Genomic DNA, 18,752 nt, shown 5'->3' on the forward strand with positions numbered 1-18,752 from the left:
CATGGACAAGCCCACCCACGACGCCCACCGGCACATCGGCCGACTGCCGTCGTACGGCTTCTACGGCGGCCCGCCGATCAGCCCGGACACCACGGCCCGGGCCACCGTGAAGGAGTTCTTCGCCGACCTCGACGCCGAGCGCACCGAGCGGGCGCTGGTGCTCCCCAACTACGGCGTCCCGGACCCGGACGTCGCCTTCGAGCTCAACAAGCTCGCCCTCGACGCCGCCCAGGCCGACGACCGGGTCCGCTGCGGCCTGTGGGTCTCCCCGAAGGCCTCCGACAGCGCCCGCAACGACAAGGCGCTCGGCCTCGCCGTCGAGGAGGGTGTGGTCGCCCTCAAGACCAGCTTCCTGCTCGGCGGCTCGGTGGACGACCCCGACTCCGCCGAGGAGCTGCACAAGGTCTTCACGACCGCGGCCGAGCACGACCTCGTCGTCCACGTGCACACCTCGCCGGGCGCCGCCTCCGACGTCGACCAGATCGGCAAGCTCGTCGAGCGCTACGGCGCCGACGCCCGCATCCACCTCGTCCACCTGGGCGGCGGCATGAGCGGGCACCTCAAGCTGATCGGCGGGCGCTTCTTCGACTGGATCGAGCGCGGCCTCAAGGTCTACACCGACACCAGCTGGGCGATCGGCTTCGCGCCCGCCTGGCTGTGCCAGGAGATCGAGCGCCGCGGGATCGGCCACGACCGCGTCCTCTTCGCCACCGACACCCCCTGGGGCGACCACGCCGGCGAGTACGCCCGCCTGGCCGCCGCCACCGACGACCCCGAGCTCATCGACGCGCTCTTCAGGGGCAACTTCGAGGCCCTCTACGGGGCCTGACCGCACCACTCCCCGCCCGACCCACCACCGCGCCGTACCCACCGCCAAGGAGCACCCGATGACCGACACCGCCGCAATCGACGCCCAGATCAAGGCCAACATGGAGGCCTCGCTTGCCGAGATCCCCCACCCGTCGCAGCCGAAGGGCACCAACCTCTACGGCTCGACGAAGGTGTTCCCCGACTTCCAGGCGGAGGAGGGCGAGACCTACTTCACCCTCGTCCACGGCATCCCGCACGAGTCGTCGGTCAGCTTCGTCGCGATCCTGCAGGCCACCCGTGCCCTGCGCAAGGGCTTCGAGTCCGCCATCTACTTCTACGGCCCCGGCACCCTCGCCTGCATGTCGACCCGCGGCTTCCCGACCGTCGGCGACGCCGGCTTCCCCGGGGAGCTGAACACGAACGGGTCGCTCGAGACGTTCATCCAGGAGGGCGGCACCGTCTACTGCTGCCGGTTCGGGATGGCGCTGCACGGCCTGCGCGAGGAGGACCTGATCGAGGGCGTGGTGCCGACCCACCCGCTCGACGTCCAGGACGCCCTCATCCACTACGCCCGCAAGGGCGCCATCATCAACTCGACCTACCAGCTCTGAGCGCGGACGGGACCTGAGCCATGGCCGCGCCGACCACCACCGCCAGCTCCACCCGTGTGGACCTGGCCATCCAGGGCATCCGGCTCGCCGACGCGCCGGTCTCCCGCCGTGCGGGGGCCGGACCGAGCGACGACGGGCACCTGCTGCTCGACGGCGTCGGCGCGGCCATCCCGCTCAACCCCCGCAGCCCCTACACCGTGCAGGGCGGCAAGCTGCTGCTCGACGGCGCCGACACCGGCATGGGCGTCGAGACCATCGAGCGTCCGCGCTTCTACGACCTCACCACCGCGGACGGCGTCGCCTACGAGAAGATCGCCCGCCTCCACTCCGCGCGGGTGCTCGCCACGACCGTCGTGCAGACCTGCGTGCGCTACGACGAGTCGGAGCGCTGCCGGTTCTGCGCGATCGAGGAGTCCCTGCGCCAGGGCTCGACGATCGCGGTGAAGAGCCCGGCCCAGATCGCCGAGGTCGCCAAGGCCGCCCACGACCTCGACGGCATCACCCAGATGGTGATGACGACGGGGACGTCGAACGGTCGCGACCGCGGCGCGGTCCACCTCGCGCGCTGCGTCCGCGCGGTCCGCGAGGTGCTGCCCGACCTGCCGATCCAGGTCCAGTGCGAGCCGCCCGGCGACCTCTCCGTCATCCAGGACCTGTACGACGCCGGGGCCCGCTCGATCGGGATCCACGTCGAGTCCCTCGACGACGACGCGCGCCGGCGCTGGATGCCGGGCAAGGGCTCGGTGCCGATGAGCGAGTACCGCGCGGCCTGGGCCGAGGCGGTGCGCGTGTTCGGCTGGAACGAGGTGTCCACCTACCTCCTCGTCGGCCTCGGCGAGGACCCCGACGAGATGATCGCCGGCGCGGAGGAGCTGATCGCGATGGGCGTCTACCCGTTCGTCGTCCCGTTCCGGCCGCTCGCCGGCACCCTCGCCACCGACGTCGACCACGTGCCCGCACCGAACCCGCGGACGGTCGCGAAGGTGACCGGCCGGGTCGCCGCCGCCCTGCGCCGGGCGGGCATGCTCGGCGCGGCCCAGTCCGCCGGGTGCGCCGCCTGCGGTGCCTGCTCGGCGCTCGCCTGCGAGGGGGCCTGACATGACCCTCGACGTCTCCGTGCTGACCGGCCTGGCACCCCAGCCCGCACCGGACCGGCTCCGCGACCCGTCGTACGTCGTCGTGGAGGCGGACGCTGCCGACCGGCTCGCCTACGGGCGCCTGCGCGACGAGGTGTTCGTCCGCGAGCAGGAGCTCTTCGCCGGGACCGATGCCGACGCGGTCGACGACGACCCGCGGGCCGTCGTCCTGGTCGCCCGCAGCGGTGACGGCGAGGTGCTCGGAGGGGTCCGCATCCACCCGGCCCCGGGCCCGGACGGGCTGCCGCCCGCACGGGACCTCGGCTGGTGGCGCGGCAGCCGACTCGCCGTCGCCGCCGACGCCCGCCTGCACCTCGGGGTGGGCGCGGCGCTGGTCCGCGCCGCGTGCGCCCGCGCCGAGGCGGAGGGCGCGCTGCGCTTCGACGCCGAGATCCAGGCCCAGCACCGGCGCCTCTTCGAGCGGCTGGGCTGGCAGGTCCGCGCCGAGCGGCTGCTGCACGGTCGCCCGCACCTGCTCGTCGACTTCCCCGTCACCCGGATCCAGCGGCTCGCCGACGCGACCAAGGCGCCGCTCGGCGGCCTGCTCACCGAGCTCGCCGCCGGCGTACCGGCCGGCTTCCTGGGCGACGACGGCTCACCCGTCCCGGGCAGCGACCTGGTCGCCGCGTGCGACGCGATCCTGCCCGCCATGGTGGAGCGCGACCCCGAGTGGGCCGGCTGGTGCAGCGTCCTGGTGAACCTCAACGACCTCGCGGCCATGGGCGCGACGCCCGTCGGTCTGCTGGACGCCGTCGGCGCCCGTGACGCGTCCTTCGCACGCCGGGTGCTCCGCGGCCTGACCGACGCGGCGCGCGCCTGGGGCGTGCCCGTGCTCGGTGGGCACACCCAGCTCGGCGTCCCCGGGCAGCTCGCCGTGACGGCCCTCGGCCGCACCACCTCGCCCGTGCCGGGCGGCGGGGGCCGTGCCGGGCAGCGCCTGCGCCTCACTGCCGACCTCGGGGGTGGCTGGCGACGCGGCTACACGGGAGCGCAGTGGGACTCGACGTCGCACCGCACTCCGGAGCAGCTGCGCAGCCAGGCACTCGTCGTACCCGCGCTGGCACCGGCCGCCGCCAAGGACGTCAGCATGAGCGGCCTGGTCGGCACCACCGGGATGCTCGCCGAGGCCAGCGGGTGCCGCGCGGTGCTCGACGTGGCGGCGATCCCCACGCCCGCCGCAGCCGGCACCGCCGACTGGCTGACCTGCTTCCCCGGCTTCGCCATCGTCTCGGCCGAGGACCACCCCCACGCCGGCGACCTGCCGGACCACCTCGACACCGCCGTCTGCGGCGAGCTCGTCCCCGGGACCGGGGTCGGGCTGCGCTGGCCCGACGGCACCGTCACCGACGCCATCACGCACACCGTCACCGGATTGGGAACAGCCTCATGACCCTGATGAACCCACCGCTCGGCTCCGCCGTCGCCGCCGTCTGCGCGGGCTTCGGGCGCGACGTCGACGAGAACCTCGCCCAGATCGCCGACCTCATCGAGCAGGCCCGCGCCGAGGGCGTCAGCCTGCTCGCCCTGCCCGAGGCCTGCCTCGGCGGGTACCTGTCGGTGCTCGGCGCCGGCCGCGACGGCAGCCACGACGAGCAGCCCGAGGACCTGCCGCCCGTCATGGACATCGACGGGCCCGAGCTGCGCCGCGTCGCGGCGCTCGCGGGCGACATGACCGTCGTGGTCGGGCTCTGCGAGTCGGACGGCAGCGATCGCTACAACACCGCGGCCATCGTCTCGGGCGACGGCGTCCTCGGTCTGCACCGGAAGGTGCACCAGCCGCTGGGCGAGTCGATGTTCTACGCCGCCGGCAGCGAGTTCGGCTGCGTGGACACGCCGGCCGGCCGCGTGGGCGCCCTGATCTGCTACGACAAGGCCTTCCCCGAGGCGGCCCGGTCCCTCGCCGTCGACGGCGCCGAGGTGATCGCCTGCATCTCGGCCTGGCCCGCCTCCCGGACCGCGACGGGCGAGTCCATTGCCGAGGACCGCTGGACCAAGCGGTTCAACCTCTTCGACGCCGCCAGGGCGCTGGAGAACCAGGTCGTGTGGCTGGCCGCCAACCAGCACGGCACGTTCGGCAAGCTGCGCTTCGTCGCCAACGCCAAGGTCGTCGGGCCCGGTGGGGACGTCCTGGCCACCACCGGCATCCACCCGGGGATGGCGGTCGCCGAGATCGACGTGCCCAGCGCCCTCGAGACCGCTCGCCGCGCGATGTTCCACCTGCGCGACCGCCGGCCGGACGCCTACGGCGCGGTCACGGCCGCGACGCTGCAGGAGCCGGCCCATGCCTGAGATGACCTTCACCGTGCGCTGGCCCGACGGCCGCGTCCTCGACCACTACTCGCCGTCGCTCGTCGTCCACGACCACCTGGCCGAGGGAGCGTCGTACGACGTCGCCGACTTCCGCGAGCGGTCCGCGACCGCGCTCGGCCTGGCCGCCGAACGGGTCCGCGAGCGCTTCGGATTCACCTGCAGCTCGGCCGCGGACAGCCTCCACGGCATCGACCGGCTCGCGGCGTCGTACCCCTCCGACGGCGTCGTCACCGTCCTCCGCCTCCACCCGCCCCTGCCCGAGGAGAACCCCTCATGACCGAGCCCACCACCCACCGGACCGAGGTCGTCGTCGTCGGCGGCGGCCAGGCGGGGCTGGCGACCAGCTGGCACCTCGTCCGCGACGGCGTCGACCACGTCGTCCTCGAGGCCCACACGCTCGGCCACGAGTGGGCCGACACCCGCTGGGACAACTTCACCCTGGTCACCCCCAACTGGCACTGCCGCCTCCCCGGCTACGAGTACGACGGCCCCGACCCCGACGGCTTCATGACCCGCGACGAGGTCGTCGCCTGGCTGGCCGGCTACGCACCGACCTTCGGGCCGCCGGTGCGCGAGCACACCCGGGTCACCTCGCTCACCGAGCGCGCCGAGGGCGGCTTCCGCGTCGAGGCGACCGGCCCGGACGGTCCCGAGGTCTGGGAGGCCGGCAGCGTCGTGGTCGCGACCGGCGGCTACCACGTGCCGATCGTCCCCTCGTGGGCGCCGGCGCTCGACCCGTCGATCACCCAGCTGCACTCCGCCGACTACCGCAACGCGGCCCAGCTGCCCGAGGGCGGCGTCCTCGTGGTCGGCTCCGGCCAGTCGGGCGCCCAGATCGCGGAGGACCTGCACCTCGAGGGCCGCACGGTCCACCTCGCCCTCGGCGATGCGCCCCGGGTCGCCCGCTTCCACCGGGGCCGTGACTGCATGACCTGGCTGGCCGAGATGGGGCTCTACGACACCGGTGTCGCGCAGTACCCGGGCGGCCTCGCGGCCCGCGAGAAGACCAACCACTACGTCACCGGGCGCGACGGTGGGCGCGACATCGACCTGCGCGCCTTCGCGGCCGAGGGGATGCGGCTCTACGGGATGCTCGAGGGCGGCGCCGGCACGGAGCTCACCTTCCTGCCCACCCTGACCGCGGCCCTCGATGGCGCGGACGACGTCTACCGCTCGATCTGCCGCGACATCGACCGCTACATCGACGCCCAGGGCATCGAGGCTCCCCCTGCCGCGCCGTACACGGCGGTCTGGGAGCCGGACACCGACCCGACCTCGCTCGACCTGGCCGCCGCCGGGATCAGCACCGTGATCTGGGCGATCGGCTACCGCCCGGACTACCGCTGGGTCGGCGCCGGTGTCTTCGACGGCACCGGCCGGCCCACCCACAGCCGGGGCGTGACCGCCCTTCCCGGCCTGTACTTCCTCGGCCTGCCGTGGCTGCACACGTGGGGCTCGGGCCGCTTCCTCGGCATCGCCGCGGACGCCGAGCACGTCACGGGCGTGATCACCGGCCGCAAGGGCGGCGCGCGGACCGAGCCCGCGGCCGACCTCGCCCGGCGCCGCTCGCCGGGCGAGATCGCGAGCGACGTGGCGCTGGCCGGATAGGTTGCTGCCCGTGGGAGTCCTGCGCATCGGAGCCGTCGCGGCCCACTTCGGCCGCGACGTCCCCCGGGCGCTGGCGAAGATCGAGGGGATCATCGCGGACGCGCGTGCGGTCGGCGTCGGACTGCTGGTGCTGCCGGACGCGACGCTCGGCGGCTACCTCTCCGACCTGCGGCGGCCCGACCCGGCTGCGCTGCCGCCCGGCCTCACCGAGGACTCCCCCGAGGTGCAGCGGGTCGCCGCCATGGCCGGCGACATGGTCGTGTGCCTGGGCTACACCGAGGAGGCGCTCGTCGACGGCGAGCCCCGCCTCTTCAACACCGCGCTGTGCGTCACCGGCTCCGGTGTGCTCGGACGGCACCGCAAGGTCCACCGGCCGGCCGGCGAGTCCCTCGTGTACGACGCCGGCGAGGCCTTCGCCGCGTTCGACACCCCGGTCGGACGGCTCGGCCTGCTCATCGACTACGACAAGACCTTCCCCGAGGCGGCGCGCTCCCTGGCCCTCGACGGCGCGACCACGCTCGTCTGCCTCTCGGCGTGGCCCGCGTCGATCACCGACCGGGCCTCGCGCCTGCCGCAGGACCGGCAGTCGCGGCTGTTCGACCTCTACGACTGCGCCCGCGCCGCCGAGAACCAGGTCGTGTGGGTGTCGTCCAACCAGACCGGCGTGATGGGCGGGCTGCGCTTCCTCGGCCAGGCCAAGGTGGTCGGTCCGGGTGGCGACATCCTCGCCCGCACCTCGTCGAAGGGCGGCCTCGCCGTCGCGGAGATCGACATCGCCGTGGAGGTCGCGCGGGCCCGCCGGGTGCTGCACCACCTGCGCGAGCGCACCCCGTCGGCGTACCGGGCGATGCGGGCCGCCGACTGCGGCACCCCTCCGGAGTGACCATGCGGATCGCCCTGCTCACCTACTCCACCAAGCCCCGCGGCGGCGTCGTCCACACCCTCGCCCTCGCCGAGGCGCTGGTCGACCTCGACGTCGAGGTCGACGTGTGGACCCTCGCCCGCGACGGCGACACCGCCTTCTTCCGGGCCGTCGACCCGCGAGTCGGCATCCGTGCCGTCCCGTTCCCGCCCGACGACGCCGAGGACGTGGGAGCGCGGATCGTGCGGTCCATCGCGGTGCTGCGCTCTGCCTTCGAGCCCGCCCGGGCGTCGTACGACGTCGTGCACGCGCAGGACTGCATCAGCGCCAACGCCGCGCTGCCGTGCGTGCGCACCATCCACCACCTCGACCAGTTCACGACCCCGGAGCTGGCGGCCTGCCACGAGCGGGCGGTCGTCGAGCCGGTCGCCCGGATCTGCGTGTCGGCCGCCGTCGCGGCCGAGGTCGAGGCGGGCTGGGGGCTGACGCCGACGGTCATCCCCAACGGCGTCGCCGCCGAACGCTTCGCGGCCGGCGCCGCCGACCACGCGGGCAGGGCGCGGTGGCGCGACCGGATCGGCAGCCGCTACGTGCTCGCCCTCGGCGGCATCGAGCCCCGCAAGGGCAGCATCGACCTGCTCGAGGCGCACGCCCTGCTCGTCGCCTCCGACCCCGCCCTCGCCGACGTCCGGCTGGTGTTCGGTGGCGGCGAGACGCTGTTCGACTACCAGGACTACCGGGCCGCCTTCGAGCAGCGCGCCGCCGCGCTGGGCACCGACCCGGTCGTGCTCGGCCCGGTCCCCGACGACGAGCTCCCGGCCCTCGTCGGCGAGGCCGCGGCCCTCGGCTTCGTGTCCACGAAGGAGGGCTTCGGGCTCGCGGCCATGGAGGCGCTGGCCGCCGGCGTGCCCGTGGTGGCGCGCGACCTCCCCGTCCTGCGCGAGGTCTTCGGCGAGGTGGTGGCCTACGCCGCGGACGTGCCGGGGATCGCGGCCGCCCTGGGGACGGTCCTCCACGCCCCGCCGCCTCCCGTGGCCGGCGAGGAGCTCGCGGCGTCGTACACCTGGCGGGCGGCGGCCGAGGCACACCTCGACTTCTACGCCGCGCTCGGCTGACGAACCCCTGCTTCCGGCACGACCGAGGATTCATAATGTGGAGTTATGAATCCACGAATTATTCGTCTTTGTGCTTCTGGATCACCTCGATCTAGCGTGGTGGGACCGCGTGACGCCCGCCACAGCGGACCTGCCGAGGGGAGGTGACCCGATGGATCTCAAGCAGCTGCGCTACTTCGACGCCGTGGCCGAGACCTGTCACTTCGGCCAGGCGGCCGAGCGCCTCCACCTCGCCCAGCCCGCCCTCTCCCAGGCCGTACGACGCCTCGAGGCCGAGCTCGGCGTCCTGCTCCTCGCGCGGACCACCCGGCAGGTCGCCCTGACCCCCGCCGGTGAGTTCTTCCACCGTGAGGTCCGCCGGATCCTCGGCGACCTGGACGCGTCGGTGCTCGGCGCCCGCAGCATCGCCGACGGCAGCCGCGGGCTGCTGCGCGTGGGCTTCACGGGCACCAGCGCGTTCACCCAGCTCGCCCGTCTCTCGCGGATGGTGCGCTCGGCGCTGCCCGGCGTCGCCCTCGAGGTGCAGGCCGACCTGCTCACCCCGGCCCAGGTCGAGCGGCTGCTCGACGGACGGCTCGACCTCGGCGTGCTCCGCGGCCCGGTCGCCGAGCCCGGCATCGAGACCCGCACCCTCCTGCGCGAGCCGCTGGTGCTGGCCCTCCCGGCCGACCACCGCCTCGTGCCGGAGGCCGCGCTCGAGGTCGTCGACGTCTCCGCCGACGAGTTCGTCGCCTACGCCGACACCCGCTCGGCGGTCAACGAGGCGATGGTCTCCAGCTGCCTGCGCGCCGGCTTCTCCCCCAACATCACCCACCGCGCGCCCGGCACCGCGGCGCTGCTCGCGCTCGTCGCCGCCAACCTCGGCGTCGCGCTCGTGCCCGAGTCGGTGCGCAGCATGCAGCTCAACGGCGTCGTGTTCCGCGACGTCGCCGACGTGAGCACCATCGACCTCTCCCTCGCCTGGCGCGCCGACGAGCCGTCGGCGCTCGTCTCGGGCGCGCTCGACGTTCTCGACCGCCAGGGCTTCTACGCCGCCGAGCCCGCCCCGAACCCCCGCTGAGGACCCCATGAAGATCACCGCGATCGAGGCGATCCCGTTCCGGATCCCCTACGCCAAGCCGCTGAAGTTCGCCAGCGGCGAGGTACACGTCGCCGACCACGTGCTCGTCCGCGTGCACACCGACGACGGCGTGGTCGGGGTCGCCGAGGCGCCGCCGCGGCCGTTCACCTACGGCGAGACGCAGCGCGGCATCATCGCGGTGATCGAGACGATCTTCTCCCCCCAGCTGGTGGGCCTCGAGCTCACCGACCGCGAGCGGATGGCCGCCCTGATGGGCCGCACGGTCGGCAACCCGACGGCGAAGGCCGCGATCGACATGGCGGTCTGGGACGCGCTCGGCCGCACCCTCGGCCTGGGCGTCTCCGAGCTGCTCGGCGGCTACACCGACCGGATGCGGGTCTCACACATGCTCGGCTTCGACCAGCCGGCCGCGATGGTCGACGAGGCCGAGCGGATGCGCGAGGTCCACGGCATCACCACCTTCAAGGTCAAGGTGGGCCGACGGCCGGCCGCCCTCGACGTCGCCGTCGTCCGCGCGCTGCGCGAGGGACTGGGCCCCGACGTCGTCCTGTACGTCGACGGGAACCGCGGCTGGACCGCGTCGGAGTCGGCGCGGGCGATGCGGCAGATGGCCGACCTCGACCTGGCGTTCGCCGAGGAGCTGAGCCCCGCCGACGACGTCCTCGGGCGGCGCTGGCTCGTCAGCCAGCTCGACGTCCCGTTCATCGCCGACGAGTCGGCCACCACGCCCGCCGAGGTCACCCGCGAGGTCCTCGGCGGCTCCGCGACCGCGATCTCGATCAAGACCGCCCGCACCGGCTTCACCGGCTCCCAGCGGGTGCTCCACCTCGCCGAGGGGCTCGGCCTCGAGGTGGTGATGGGCAACCAGATCGACGGCCAGCTCGGCTCGATCTGCTCCGTCGCGTTCGGCGCCGCCCACCAGCGCACCAGCCAGTACGCCGGCGAGCTGTCCAACTTCCTCGACATGAGCGACGACCTGCTCACCGAGCCGCTCCGCATCGAGAACGGCGAGCTCGCCCTCCGACCCGGCGCCGGCCTCGGCGTCGAGGTCGACGAGGAGAAGCTCCGCCGCTACCGCACCGATCTCTGACCGCTTCGCACCACAACCCCGAGAGGAACCACCCATGAGCATCGACACCGCCACCGCCGCCGCCTCCGGCGCCAGCGCCACCGAGCGCTTCCACGCCGACAAGTCCCCCTTCGCCGCCGTCGCCGGCACCGCGCCGGAGCGCGTCGACCGGCTCGCGCGCCGGGTGCTCGACGCCGTCCACCAGACCATCCGCGACGAGAAGGTGACCTACGACGAGTACAACGCCCTCAAGGCATGGCTGATCAACGTCGGCGAGGACGGCGAGTGGCCGCTCTTCCTCGACGTGTGGGTCGAGCACGTCGTCGAGGAGGTCGCCACCGACCACCGCGAGGGCAGCAAGGGCACCATCGAGGGCCCCTACTACGTGCCGAACGCCCCCGAGCACGGCAGCAAGGGCACGATCGACATGCGCGAGGGCGAGTCCGGCACGCCGCTGGTGTGGATCGGCACGGTCACCTCGACCGACGGCACCGCCCTCGAGGGCGCGCTCGTCGAGCTCTGGCACGCCGACGCCGACGGCTTCTACTCGCAGTTCGCCCCCGGCATCCCGGAGTGGAACCTGCGCGGCAACTTCCGCACCGACGCCGCGGGCGGCTTCGAGATCACGACGATCCAGCCGGCGCCGTACCAGATCCCGACGGACGGCTCCTGCGGCAAGCTGATCGCCGCCGCCGGCTGGCACGCCTGGCGTCCCGCCCACCTGCACGTGAAGGTCTCCGCTCCCGGCCACGAGCTGCTCACCGCCCAGCTCTACTTCCCCGGCGACGAGCACAACGACGACGACATCGCCTCGGCCGTGAAGCCCGAGCTGGTGCTGGCGCCGGTCGCCCAGCCCGACGGCAGCGTGACGGTCGACTACGGCTTCGTGCTGGACCCCGCGAAGGCCTGAGCCTGATGCTCTTCCAGGTCCGGATGGACGTCGACATCCCGCGCGACCTCGACCCTGCCGAGAGGGAGGACGTGGTCGCGCGGGAGAGGGCGTACTCCCAGGAGCTCCAGCGCGGCGGCGAGTGGCCGCACATCTGGCGGATCGTGGGGCACTACTCGAACATCAGCATCTTCGACGTCGCCTCCAACGCGCGGCTGCACGAGATCCTGTCCAACCTGCCGCTCTTCCCGTACATGCGGATCGAGGTCACCGCGCTGACCGAGCACCCGTCGGCGATCTGATGCTGCCCCCGATCGCGCTGCGCCACCTGTCCGGCGTCCCCAGCCGGCCCCTCCTGGTCGTCGGCCCCTCGCTCGGTACGACGGTCGACCGGATCTGGGGGCCGGTCGCCGGCCTGCTCACGGGCTGGAACGTCATCGGCTGGGACCTCCCCGGCCACGGGCACAGCCCGGTGGCCGACCGGCTGACCCCGGGCTTCTCGATGGCCGAGCTGGCGGCCGCCGTGCTCGCCGCGGTCACCGACGCGGCCGGGCCCGACACCGTCTTCGCCCACGCCGGCGACTCGATCGGCGGCGCCGTCGGGGTCCAGCTCGCGCTCGACGCCCCGGAGCGGCTCACCGGCGTCGCGTCGCTGTGCAGCGCCGCCGTCTTCGGCACGCCGGCACCCTGGCACGAGCGCGCGGCACTGGTCCGGGCCGAGGGCATGGCGCCGATGGTCGCGTCGTCACCGGCCCGCTGGTTCGGCCCCGCGATCACCGCGGCGGCCGACGGGCGGGTCCAGGACGCCCTGCGCGACCTGGCCGCGGTCGACCCCGAGGGCTACGCCCGCTGCTGCGAGGCGCTCGCCGGCTTCGACGCGCGCGACCGCCTCGGCGCGGTGGACGTCCCCCTGCTCGCCGTCGCCGGCGCCGACGACGTGGCGACACCTCCGCCGGTCCTGGCCGAGCTCGCGGCCGGCGTACCGGACGGGCGGCTGGAGGTCCTCCCGGGCGTGGGCCACCTGGCGCCGTACGAGGACCCGGCGGCGGTCGCCGCCCTGCTGCGCGCCTTCCTCGGCGTGAGCGTGCCGGCCTGAGCCCAGGCCACGTCGCGGCCGGGGGTCAGACCTCGGCGCCCTCGGCGTCCTCGGCGAACTGCTCGTGGTTGCGGATGACCTCCGCGATGATCACGTTGAGGATCTTCTCGGCGAAGTGCGGGTCGAGGCCGGAGCTCTCCGCCATCGACCGCAGGCGGGCGATCTGCACGGCCTCGCGGGCCGGGTCGGCGGGCGGCATGCCGGCGCTCGCCTTGAGTCGGCCGACCTGCTCGGTGCACTTGAAGCGCTCCGCCAGCAGGTGCACGAGGGCGGCGTCGAGGTTGTCGATGCTCGACCGGAGTCGGTGGAGCTCGGCCCGGGCGTCGTCAGCACTCACGTGTTCCATCCTGCCCTACGATCCGGCCAACCCCCCGATGCCAACCGAAGGACGAGAGCGAGGAGCGACCGGGTGATGTCCACCCTGGGTCGCACGCGTTCGCGCAGGTACGCCGGGACGTGGGCGGTGGGAGTTTCACCGGCCGGCCGGTGAAACTCATGGTTGGACGACGAAGTTTCATCGTCCAAGCGTGAGTTTCGTCGTCCAAGCGCGGGAGAATCACCGGCCGGCCGGTGAAACTCCCGCGAGCGGGCACCCCGAAGCCACCACCCAGGAAATGCCTAGGTCAGGCCCTTCCCCGACCCGTACCGTTCTCCGCCGGCCGCGACCGCGGCCACCACGGAACGAACGAGAAGGGCCACGACGCAGGACACCACGATGGAGAAGATCACCCCGAAGCTCCTCAACTGGGCTTCGATCCTCGAGCAGGGCACGCGCGACCAGGCGGTGACGACGGCGAGCATGCCGTTCATCCACCCGCACCTCGCGCTGATGCCCGACGCGCACCTCGGCCTGGGCGCGACGGTGGGTTCGGTCATCCCGACCCTCGGCGCGATCATCCCTGCCGCGGTGGGCGTCGACATCGGCTGCGGCATGATCGCCGTGCGCACCCGGTTCACCACCGACGAGTTGCCGACCGACCGGCGACCGCTCCGCGAGGCCATCGAGCGGGCCGTCCCGCTGTCGGCCGGTGCGGCGAACAGCCGGATCTCCCGCGCGCACACCGAGCGCCGGCTCGAGGAGCTCACCGCCGCCGCGGCCGAGGCCGGCTTCGAGCCGGGTCGCTACGCGAAGCGCTGGGACCTGCAGCTGGGCACCCTCGGGTCCGGCAACCACTTCATCGAGGTGACCGTGGACGAGGCGCGACGCGTGTGGCTCTTCCTGCACTCGGGGTCGCGCGGTGTCGGCAACAAGATCGCGCAGCACCACATCAAGGTCGCGCGTGACCTGTGCGAGAAGTGGTGGATCCCGCTGCCCGACAAGGACCTCGCCTACCTCGCCGAGGGCACCGACGAGTTCTGGGCCTACATCCGCGAGATGCGGTGGGCGCAGCGCTACGCCCTGCTCAACCGCGAGGAGATGATGGACCGGGTCGTGCGCCAGTTCGCCGAGTGGGTGGGCCTGGGCTCCGCCGACGACGTGGAGCGCGTCGAGGAGATCAACTGCCACCACAACTACACCGAGCAGGAGCACCACTTCGGCCGCGACGTGTGGCTGTCCCGCAAGGGCGCGATCAACGCCGAGCGCGGGCGTGCGGGGCTCATCCCGGGCTCGATGGGGACGGCGTCGTACGTCGTCAGCGGGCTCGGCAACGCGCTGGCGCTCAACTCGGCGCCGCACGGCGCGGGGCGGGAGTACTCGCGCTCCAAGGCCCGTCGCACGTTCACCCGTGAGCAGCTGCGGGAGGCGATGGCGGGGATCGAGTACCGCGACACCGACGCGTTCATCGACGAGATCCCGGCGGCGTACAAGGACATCGACCGGGTGATGGCCGACGCGGCCGAGCTCGTCGAGGTCCGGCACACGCTGCGCCAGATCGTGAACGTCAAGGGCGACTGAGCCTGCTGGATTGCCGACCCCTCGATGACAGGGGCTGGGGCGGTCGGTTTGAATGTCCGCATGGAGGACGACCATCCCGACCTGCCCTGGCCCCTGACCGGCGCGGACGCGCTGCGCGACGAGGTGCTGGCGGCGTACGCCGACCCGAGCCGCGGCCACCACGGGACCGGCCACCTGCGCGACGTGCTCGCACGGCTGGACGAGCTGGCCGCCGCCGGCACGCCCTTCGAACGGGTCCCGGTGCAGCTGGCCGCGTGGTTCCACGACGCCGTGTACGACGGCGAGCGGGACGCCGAGGAGCGCTCGGCCACGTGGGCCGAGGAGGCACTGGCGCCCCACGTCGACGAGGCGTCGCTGGCGGAGGTCGTCCGCCTCGTGCGGCTGACCGAGCACCACCGGCCCCAGGACGGTGACGCCAACGGCTGCGCGCTCACCGACGCCGACCTCTCGATCCTGGCCGCGCCGCAGGAGCGCTACGACCAGTACGTCGCCGCCGTGCGCAAGGAGTACGCCCACCTTCCCGACGAGGTCTTCGCCGCCGGGCGCGCCGACGTGCTGCGCGCGCTGGCTGCCAAGCCACAGCTCTTCCACACCGCCCACGGCATCGCTGCCTGGGAGGCCGCCGCGCGCAACAACATCGCGCGCGAGCTGGAGGGTCTGCCGGCCGCCGACACCGACTGACCGCCGAGGTCAGGCGAGCCGCGCCCGCGCGACGTCCCCCACCTCCCGGAGCAGCTCCAGCCGCTCCCGCTGCTCCTCGACCCACGTCGCGAGCTCACCCTTCATCTCGGTGAGCCGGTCGATGATCGCGAGCAGGCGGCGCGCGTCGTCGACGAGGTCGGTGACGGCGTCGATCCCGTGGAGCGCGACGTCCGCAGCGAGCACGCCCCAGCCGAGCGGCCCGGCCACCCGCGCGAGCAGGCGGGCCATCAACCGGCGCCCCTTCTCGACCAGCTCGACGACGAGCTCCTCGACCTCGACCGCCGTCCGCTCGGCGACCTCAGCCACCTCGCCCAGCACCGGGATGGCGACGGTCACGACCTCCGCGCACCCGCGGGCGACGCCGGCGTGCACCCCCAGCCGCAGGAGGTACGCCGCCGCCGCGTCGCCACCCCACCGGGGGTCGGCCGCGACGGCGAGCCGCGCCGTGCTGGCGGCGTACTGCACCAGGGCGGTCTCGACGTGCCGCACGGCATCGGCGTTCTGCCGGATCCGGTGGTGGTCGCCGCTGAGCGGGAGGACGAGCAACTCCTCCAGGCTCCCCTCCGGCAGCCGGCGCAGGCCGAACCCGAGGTCGTCGAGCGCGTCGATGCCGAGGTTGACGACGTCGCGGACCTCGCCGAAGGTCGCGTCGAGCGCGCGGAAGTCGGCGTCGTGCACGAGCGCGGACTCCCCCAGCGCGGGCTCGGGGAGCTCCGGCGGCTCGGGAGCCAGCAGCCCGCTCATGCGACCACCGGCATCCGCCCGCGCACCCGGAGGTCGAGCTCGCGCAGGTCACCTCCGGTGCCGGCGACACCCTCGCGGAGGTCGGCCCAGTCGGCGAGGGCCAGGCGCTCGAGCTCGAGGAAGCCGTCGGCCACCAGGTCAAGGAGCGGCGCCAGCGGCCGCAGCAGGCACAGCGGGCTCGGCTCGAAGCCGGCGCGCTGGCACACCCACGTGCGGGCGTAGCGGGTGATCGACCGGAGCTGGTCGGCGAGGAGCGCCATGTCCTCGTCGAGGCGGTCGAGGTCGGTCCAGGCAGGGATGTCGATGTCACGCTCGGCCACGGTGAGTCCTCTCGTCGGGGTGCCGTACGGCGGGTGCCGCACCCCGTGCCCGTCGCGACCGGGTTGGGAAACCCCCGCACAATGGACCTGTGGACGACAGCGTGATCTATGTGGCACGAGCACAGGTGCTGGCCGACCTGGCGGCCCGTTCGCTCGACACGCCCACGTCCGTGAACCTGCTCGAGGAGGCCTGCTCCGAGCGCCGCTGGTGGCTCGAGCAGTGGGCCGAGGGGGCGCCGTACATCGCCGGCCTGATCGCCCAGGACCTGCAGGACGCGCTGGCCGACGAGTTCGGCCGCGACCAGCGCGGCGGCCTGTGGCCGGTCTGCTCGCACTGCGCGGAGGGCCCGGTCCACGCGCTGCACGTCGACCCCGACCTCGGCGGCCCGGACCCGCAGTGGGTGTGCGAGGAGACCGGCGAGGCGGTCGCCCCGCTGGGTCGGCTGGCCGACGCCTGAGCGTGGCGCCGGGCTGAGCGGACGGACCGACCGTCAGTCGCGCAGCTGCAGGTGCAGCGTGTAGTCCTCGCCGCGCAGCACGGAGCGTGACATCTCGACGACCGTCTCGCCGTCCAGCGCGCGGCGCGTCAACCGCAGCACCGGCGACCCCTGGGGGAGCTCCAGCAAGGTCGCCTCCTCGTCCGTCGCGAGGCCGGCACTCACGGCGTCCTCGGCCCAGGTCGGCCGGTGGCCGCGGGCCGCCAGCTCGTCGTACAGGCTGGCGGGGAGGTGGTCGAGCAGGTCCCCGGCGAAGGCCGCCGGCAGGTAGGTCTCGGAGAGGCAGACCGGGCGGCCGTCGCCGACCCGCAGCCGGACCCAGCGCACCAGCGGCTCCTCCGGGTGGACCCGGAAGGCGCCGGCCATCGCCTCCCCCGCGGGGACGCTCTCGGCGACCAGGGTGCGGGTCTCGACGGCCACGCCCCGGAGGGCGAGCTCGTCGGTCAGGCCCCGCACGCCCGTGGCGGTACGACGTGGGCCGGCCACGAACGTCCCCCGGCCCGGGTGCCGCTCCAGCACGCCCTCGCCGACGAGCGCGTCGAGCGCCTGGCGAACGGTCATCCGGGCGACGCCGAAGCGGTCGACCAGCTCGCGCTCGGACGGAGCCGGCGTGCCGGGGGCCCGGTCACCGACCAGGCTGCGCACGTACTCGCGGATGGCCACGTGCTTGAGCGACCGCCCCGTCGTGCTGCCCTGAACTGCTGCCACGGTGCGAGGCTAGGGATCCGGCGCGACGGTCGTCCCGCGAATGGCGAATCCTTTGCCCCTGCGCGACACCACGCTTGCGATGGTCGAGGCAATGCGAACACCTGTTCGAAGAGCGGCGTACGCTGTCCCCATGTCGGTGGACTTCCAGAGCAGCCTCTTCGACACCGCCACCACTCCCGAGGTGGCCCGCATCGAGCGCCGGGCGCTGAGCAACGGCGCCTGGGTCGACGTCGCCCGCAACTGGCTCGCCGACGCCGACGACGTGTTCGCGACGCTCGTGCGCGACGTGCCGTGGCGCGCCGAGCGCCGGGCGATGTACGACCGCGTGGTCGACGTCCCCCGCCTCGTCTACACCTACATGATCGGCGAGGAGCTGCCGCACCCACGGCTGACGACCGCCCGTGACCAGCTGACGGCGCGCTACCGACCCGAGCTCGGCGAGCCGTTCCGCACCGCCGGCTGCTGCTTCTACCGCGACGGCCGTGACAGCGTCGCGTGGCACGGCGACACCATCGGCCGCGGCTCGACCGACGACACCATGGTCGCGATCGTCTCGCTCGGCGACCCCCGCCGGCTCCACCTGCGCCCGCGCGACCCGGAGCGCCGCGAGGAGGCCTTCGCCGTCGAGATGGGCCACGGCGACCTCGTCGTCATGGGCGGGTCGTGCCAGCGGACCTGGGAGCACGCGGTGCCGAAGGTGGCCTCGGCGGGGCCGCGGATCTCCGTGCAGTTCCGCCCCCTCAACGTCTTCTGACTCGTCGGGCCGAGCGTGTCTCCGGCGAAGGGCGGCGAGCAAGCTCGCAGGGCGACGCCTCCCGCCACGCTGCCGGCCTGTCCCGCGGCCCAGCCAGCTTCAGGCTTGGGAGGCCAGCTCCGCCGGTGAACGGACGACGCAGAACTCGTTGCCCTCCGGGTCCGCGAACGTCATCCAGCCGGATCCGGGGCCGTGGATGCCGCGGTGGTCGGCGATCGGCGTGGCGCCGTACTCGATCAGCCAGTCGATCTCCTCGTCGCGGGTGCGCTCGCGCGGGCGGAGGTCGAAGTGGACGCGGTTCTTCACCGTCTTCGCCTCGGGCACCTCGATGAACAGCACCTGGTGGCCGGTCTCGGGGTCGCGGATCATGCACTCCTCGTGGCCGGGCAGGTTGGGGTCGCCGTCGAGGTCGACATAGCCGAGGACCGGCTTCCACCACTCCGAGAGCTCGTAGGCGTTGGCGCAGTCGACCGTGGTGTGCGAGATGTACGACGTCATGGCGCCACTCTCACGAACAGCGGCGGCCGCCCACAACCGGATATC

The 18,752-nt window shown here is 73.6% G+C and carries 23 protein-coding genes; 18 read left to right on the forward strand and 5 right to left on the reverse strand.

What is annotated here, in order from left to right:
- Position 1: 1 nt before the first annotated feature.
- The 14 genes from AC2YHB_RS14795 (at position 2) to AC2YHB_RS14860 (ending at position 12,587) form a co-directional block, all read left to right on the forward strand.
- On the forward strand, positions 2 to 829 hold the full coding sequence (locus tag AC2YHB_RS14795) for an amidohydrolase family protein (protein WP_036551072.1): 828 nt from the start codon (positions 2 to 4) through the stop codon (positions 827 to 829).
- 58 nt (positions 830 to 887) lie between these two features.
- Positions 888 to 1,421 (forward strand): MSMEG_0572/Sll0783 family nitrogen starvation response protein, encoded by a 534-nt coding sequence (locus tag AC2YHB_RS14800; RefSeq protein WP_051932988.1) that lies wholly within the window; start codon positions 888 to 890, stop codon positions 1,419 to 1,421.
- A 20-nt stretch (positions 1,422 to 1,441) separates the two neighbouring features.
- A complete protein-coding gene (locus tag AC2YHB_RS14805; RefSeq protein ID WP_487354213.1) occupies positions 1,442 to 2,518 on the forward strand; it encodes an MSMEG_0568 family radical SAM protein in 1,077 nt (358 codons plus the stop codon).
- A 1-nt stretch (position 2,519) separates the two neighbouring features.
- Positions 2,520 to 3,947: an MSMEG_0567/sll0787 family protein gene (locus tag AC2YHB_RS14810; protein WP_487354214.1), complete on the forward strand. Its 1,428-nt coding sequence runs from the start codon at positions 2,520 to 2,522 to the stop codon at positions 3,945 to 3,947.
- The gene (locus AC2YHB_RS14815; protein WP_487354215.1) at positions 3,944 to 4,846 is read left to right on the forward strand and encodes a carbon-nitrogen hydrolase family protein; all 903 of its coding nucleotides are present in this window, start codon (positions 3,944 to 3,946) and stop codon (positions 4,844 to 4,846) included. Before AC2YHB_RS14810 ends, AC2YHB_RS14815 begins: the two co-directional genes overlap by 4 nt.
- On the forward strand, positions 4,839 to 5,144 hold the full coding sequence (locus tag AC2YHB_RS14820; protein ID WP_207006718.1) for an MSMEG_0570 family nitrogen starvation response protein: 306 nt from the start codon (positions 4,839 to 4,841) through the stop codon (positions 5,142 to 5,144). Before AC2YHB_RS14815 ends, AC2YHB_RS14820 begins: the two co-directional genes overlap by 8 nt.
- Positions 5,141 to 6,475 carry an MSMEG_0569 family flavin-dependent oxidoreductase gene (locus AC2YHB_RS14825; RefSeq protein WP_487354216.1) on the forward strand — a complete coding sequence of 445 codons (1,335 nt, stop codon included), beginning with the start codon at positions 5,141 to 5,143 and terminating at the stop codon, positions 6,473 to 6,475. The genes AC2YHB_RS14820 and AC2YHB_RS14825 overlap by 4 nt, the downstream gene beginning before the upstream one ends.
- Before the next feature lie 10 nt (positions 6,476 to 6,485).
- On the forward strand, positions 6,486 to 7,358 hold the full coding sequence (locus tag AC2YHB_RS14830; protein ID WP_036551063.1) for a carbon-nitrogen hydrolase family protein: 873 nt from the start codon (positions 6,486 to 6,488) through the stop codon (positions 7,356 to 7,358).
- A gap of 2 nt (positions 7,359 to 7,360) precedes the next feature.
- Complete coding sequence (locus AC2YHB_RS14835) at positions 7,361 to 8,452, forward strand: MSMEG_0565 family glycosyltransferase (RefSeq protein ID WP_487354217.1); 1,092 nt, start codon at positions 7,361 to 7,363, stop codon at positions 8,450 to 8,452.
- 151 nt (positions 8,453 to 8,603) lie between these two features.
- Positions 8,604 to 9,512 (forward strand): LysR substrate-binding domain-containing protein, encoded by a 909-nt coding sequence (locus AC2YHB_RS14840; RefSeq protein WP_179647990.1) that lies wholly within the window; start codon positions 8,604 to 8,606, stop codon positions 9,510 to 9,512.
- Between the two features lie 7 nt (positions 9,513 to 9,519).
- A complete protein-coding gene (locus AC2YHB_RS14845; protein ID WP_036551058.1) occupies positions 9,520 to 10,623 on the forward strand; it encodes a mandelate racemase/muconate lactonizing enzyme family protein in 1,104 nt (367 codons plus the stop codon).
- A gap of 34 nt (positions 10,624 to 10,657) precedes the next feature.
- The gene (catA, locus tag AC2YHB_RS14850) at positions 10,658 to 11,512 is read left to right on the forward strand and encodes a catechol 1,2-dioxygenase (protein WP_487354218.1); all 855 of its coding nucleotides are present in this window, start codon (positions 10,658 to 10,660) and stop codon (positions 11,510 to 11,512) included.
- 5 nt (positions 11,513 to 11,517) lie between these two features.
- On the forward strand, positions 11,518 to 11,793 hold the full coding sequence (catC, locus tag AC2YHB_RS14855) for a muconolactone Delta-isomerase (protein WP_036551053.1): 276 nt from the start codon (positions 11,518 to 11,520) through the stop codon (positions 11,791 to 11,793).
- A complete protein-coding gene (locus tag AC2YHB_RS14860) occupies positions 11,793 to 12,587 on the forward strand; it encodes an alpha/beta fold hydrolase (RefSeq protein WP_487354219.1) in 795 nt (264 codons plus the stop codon). Before catC ends, AC2YHB_RS14860 begins: the two co-directional genes overlap by 1 nt.
- 25 nt (positions 12,588 to 12,612) lie before the next feature.
- Here AC2YHB_RS14860 and AC2YHB_RS14865 read toward each other — a convergent pair whose 3' ends face one another.
- On the reverse strand, positions 12,613 to 12,924 hold the full coding sequence (locus tag AC2YHB_RS14865; protein WP_308645484.1) for a chorismate mutase: 312 nt from the start codon (positions 12,922 to 12,924) through the stop codon (positions 12,613 to 12,615).
- Between the two features lie 378 nt (positions 12,925 to 13,302).
- On the opposite strand from AC2YHB_RS14865, the gene AC2YHB_RS14870 reads away from it, so the two are divergent.
- Positions 13,303 to 14,484 carry an RtcB family protein gene (locus tag AC2YHB_RS14870; RefSeq protein WP_179647994.1) on the forward strand — a complete coding sequence of 394 codons (1,182 nt, stop codon included), beginning with the start codon at positions 13,303 to 13,305 and terminating at the stop codon, positions 14,482 to 14,484.
- A gap of 60 nt (positions 14,485 to 14,544) precedes the next feature.
- Entirely contained in the window at positions 14,545 to 15,165 is a 621-nt protein-coding gene (locus tag AC2YHB_RS14875) for an HD domain-containing protein (RefSeq protein WP_242530338.1), read from the forward strand.
- A 9-nt stretch (positions 15,166 to 15,174) separates the two neighbouring features.
- On the opposite strand, the gene AC2YHB_RS14880 is transcribed toward AC2YHB_RS14875, so the two are convergent.
- Positions 15,175 to 15,930 carry a hypothetical protein gene (locus AC2YHB_RS14880; protein WP_179647995.1) on the reverse strand — a complete coding sequence of 252 codons (756 nt, stop codon included), beginning with the start codon at positions 15,928 to 15,930 and terminating at the stop codon, positions 15,175 to 15,177.
- Entirely contained in the window at positions 15,927 to 16,250 is a 324-nt protein-coding gene (locus AC2YHB_RS14885; RefSeq protein ID WP_179647996.1) for a hypothetical protein, read from the reverse strand. Before AC2YHB_RS14885 ends, AC2YHB_RS14880 begins: the two co-directional genes overlap by 4 nt.
- Before the next feature lie 89 nt (positions 16,251 to 16,339).
- Between AC2YHB_RS14885 and AC2YHB_RS14890 the strand changes: the two genes are divergently transcribed.
- On the forward strand, positions 16,340 to 16,708 hold the full coding sequence (locus AC2YHB_RS14890; RefSeq protein WP_036551040.1) for a hypothetical protein: 369 nt from the start codon (positions 16,340 to 16,342) through the stop codon (positions 16,706 to 16,708).
- Between the two features lie 33 nt (positions 16,709 to 16,741).
- Here AC2YHB_RS14890 and AC2YHB_RS14895 read toward each other — a convergent pair whose 3' ends face one another.
- The gene (locus AC2YHB_RS14895) at positions 16,742 to 17,455 is read right to left on the reverse strand and encodes a GntR family transcriptional regulator (RefSeq protein WP_308645485.1); all 714 of its coding nucleotides are present in this window, start codon (positions 17,453 to 17,455) and stop codon (positions 16,742 to 16,744) included.
- A gap of 130 nt (positions 17,456 to 17,585) precedes the next feature.
- Here AC2YHB_RS14895 and AC2YHB_RS14900 point away from each other — a divergent pair, with 130 nt between their 5' ends.
- On the forward strand, positions 17,586 to 18,209 hold the full coding sequence (locus AC2YHB_RS14900) for an alpha-ketoglutarate-dependent dioxygenase AlkB (RefSeq protein WP_179647997.1): 624 nt from the start codon (positions 17,586 to 17,588) through the stop codon (positions 18,207 to 18,209).
- Between the two features lie 99 nt (positions 18,210 to 18,308).
- On the opposite strand, the gene AC2YHB_RS14905 is transcribed toward AC2YHB_RS14900, so the two are convergent.
- A complete protein-coding gene (locus AC2YHB_RS14905; protein WP_179647998.1) occupies positions 18,309 to 18,707 on the reverse strand; it encodes a VOC family protein in 399 nt (132 codons plus the stop codon).
- Between the last annotated feature and the right edge of the window lie 45 nt (positions 18,708 to 18,752).

This window comes from Nocardioides sp. SRI_004 (assembly GCF_057586415.1).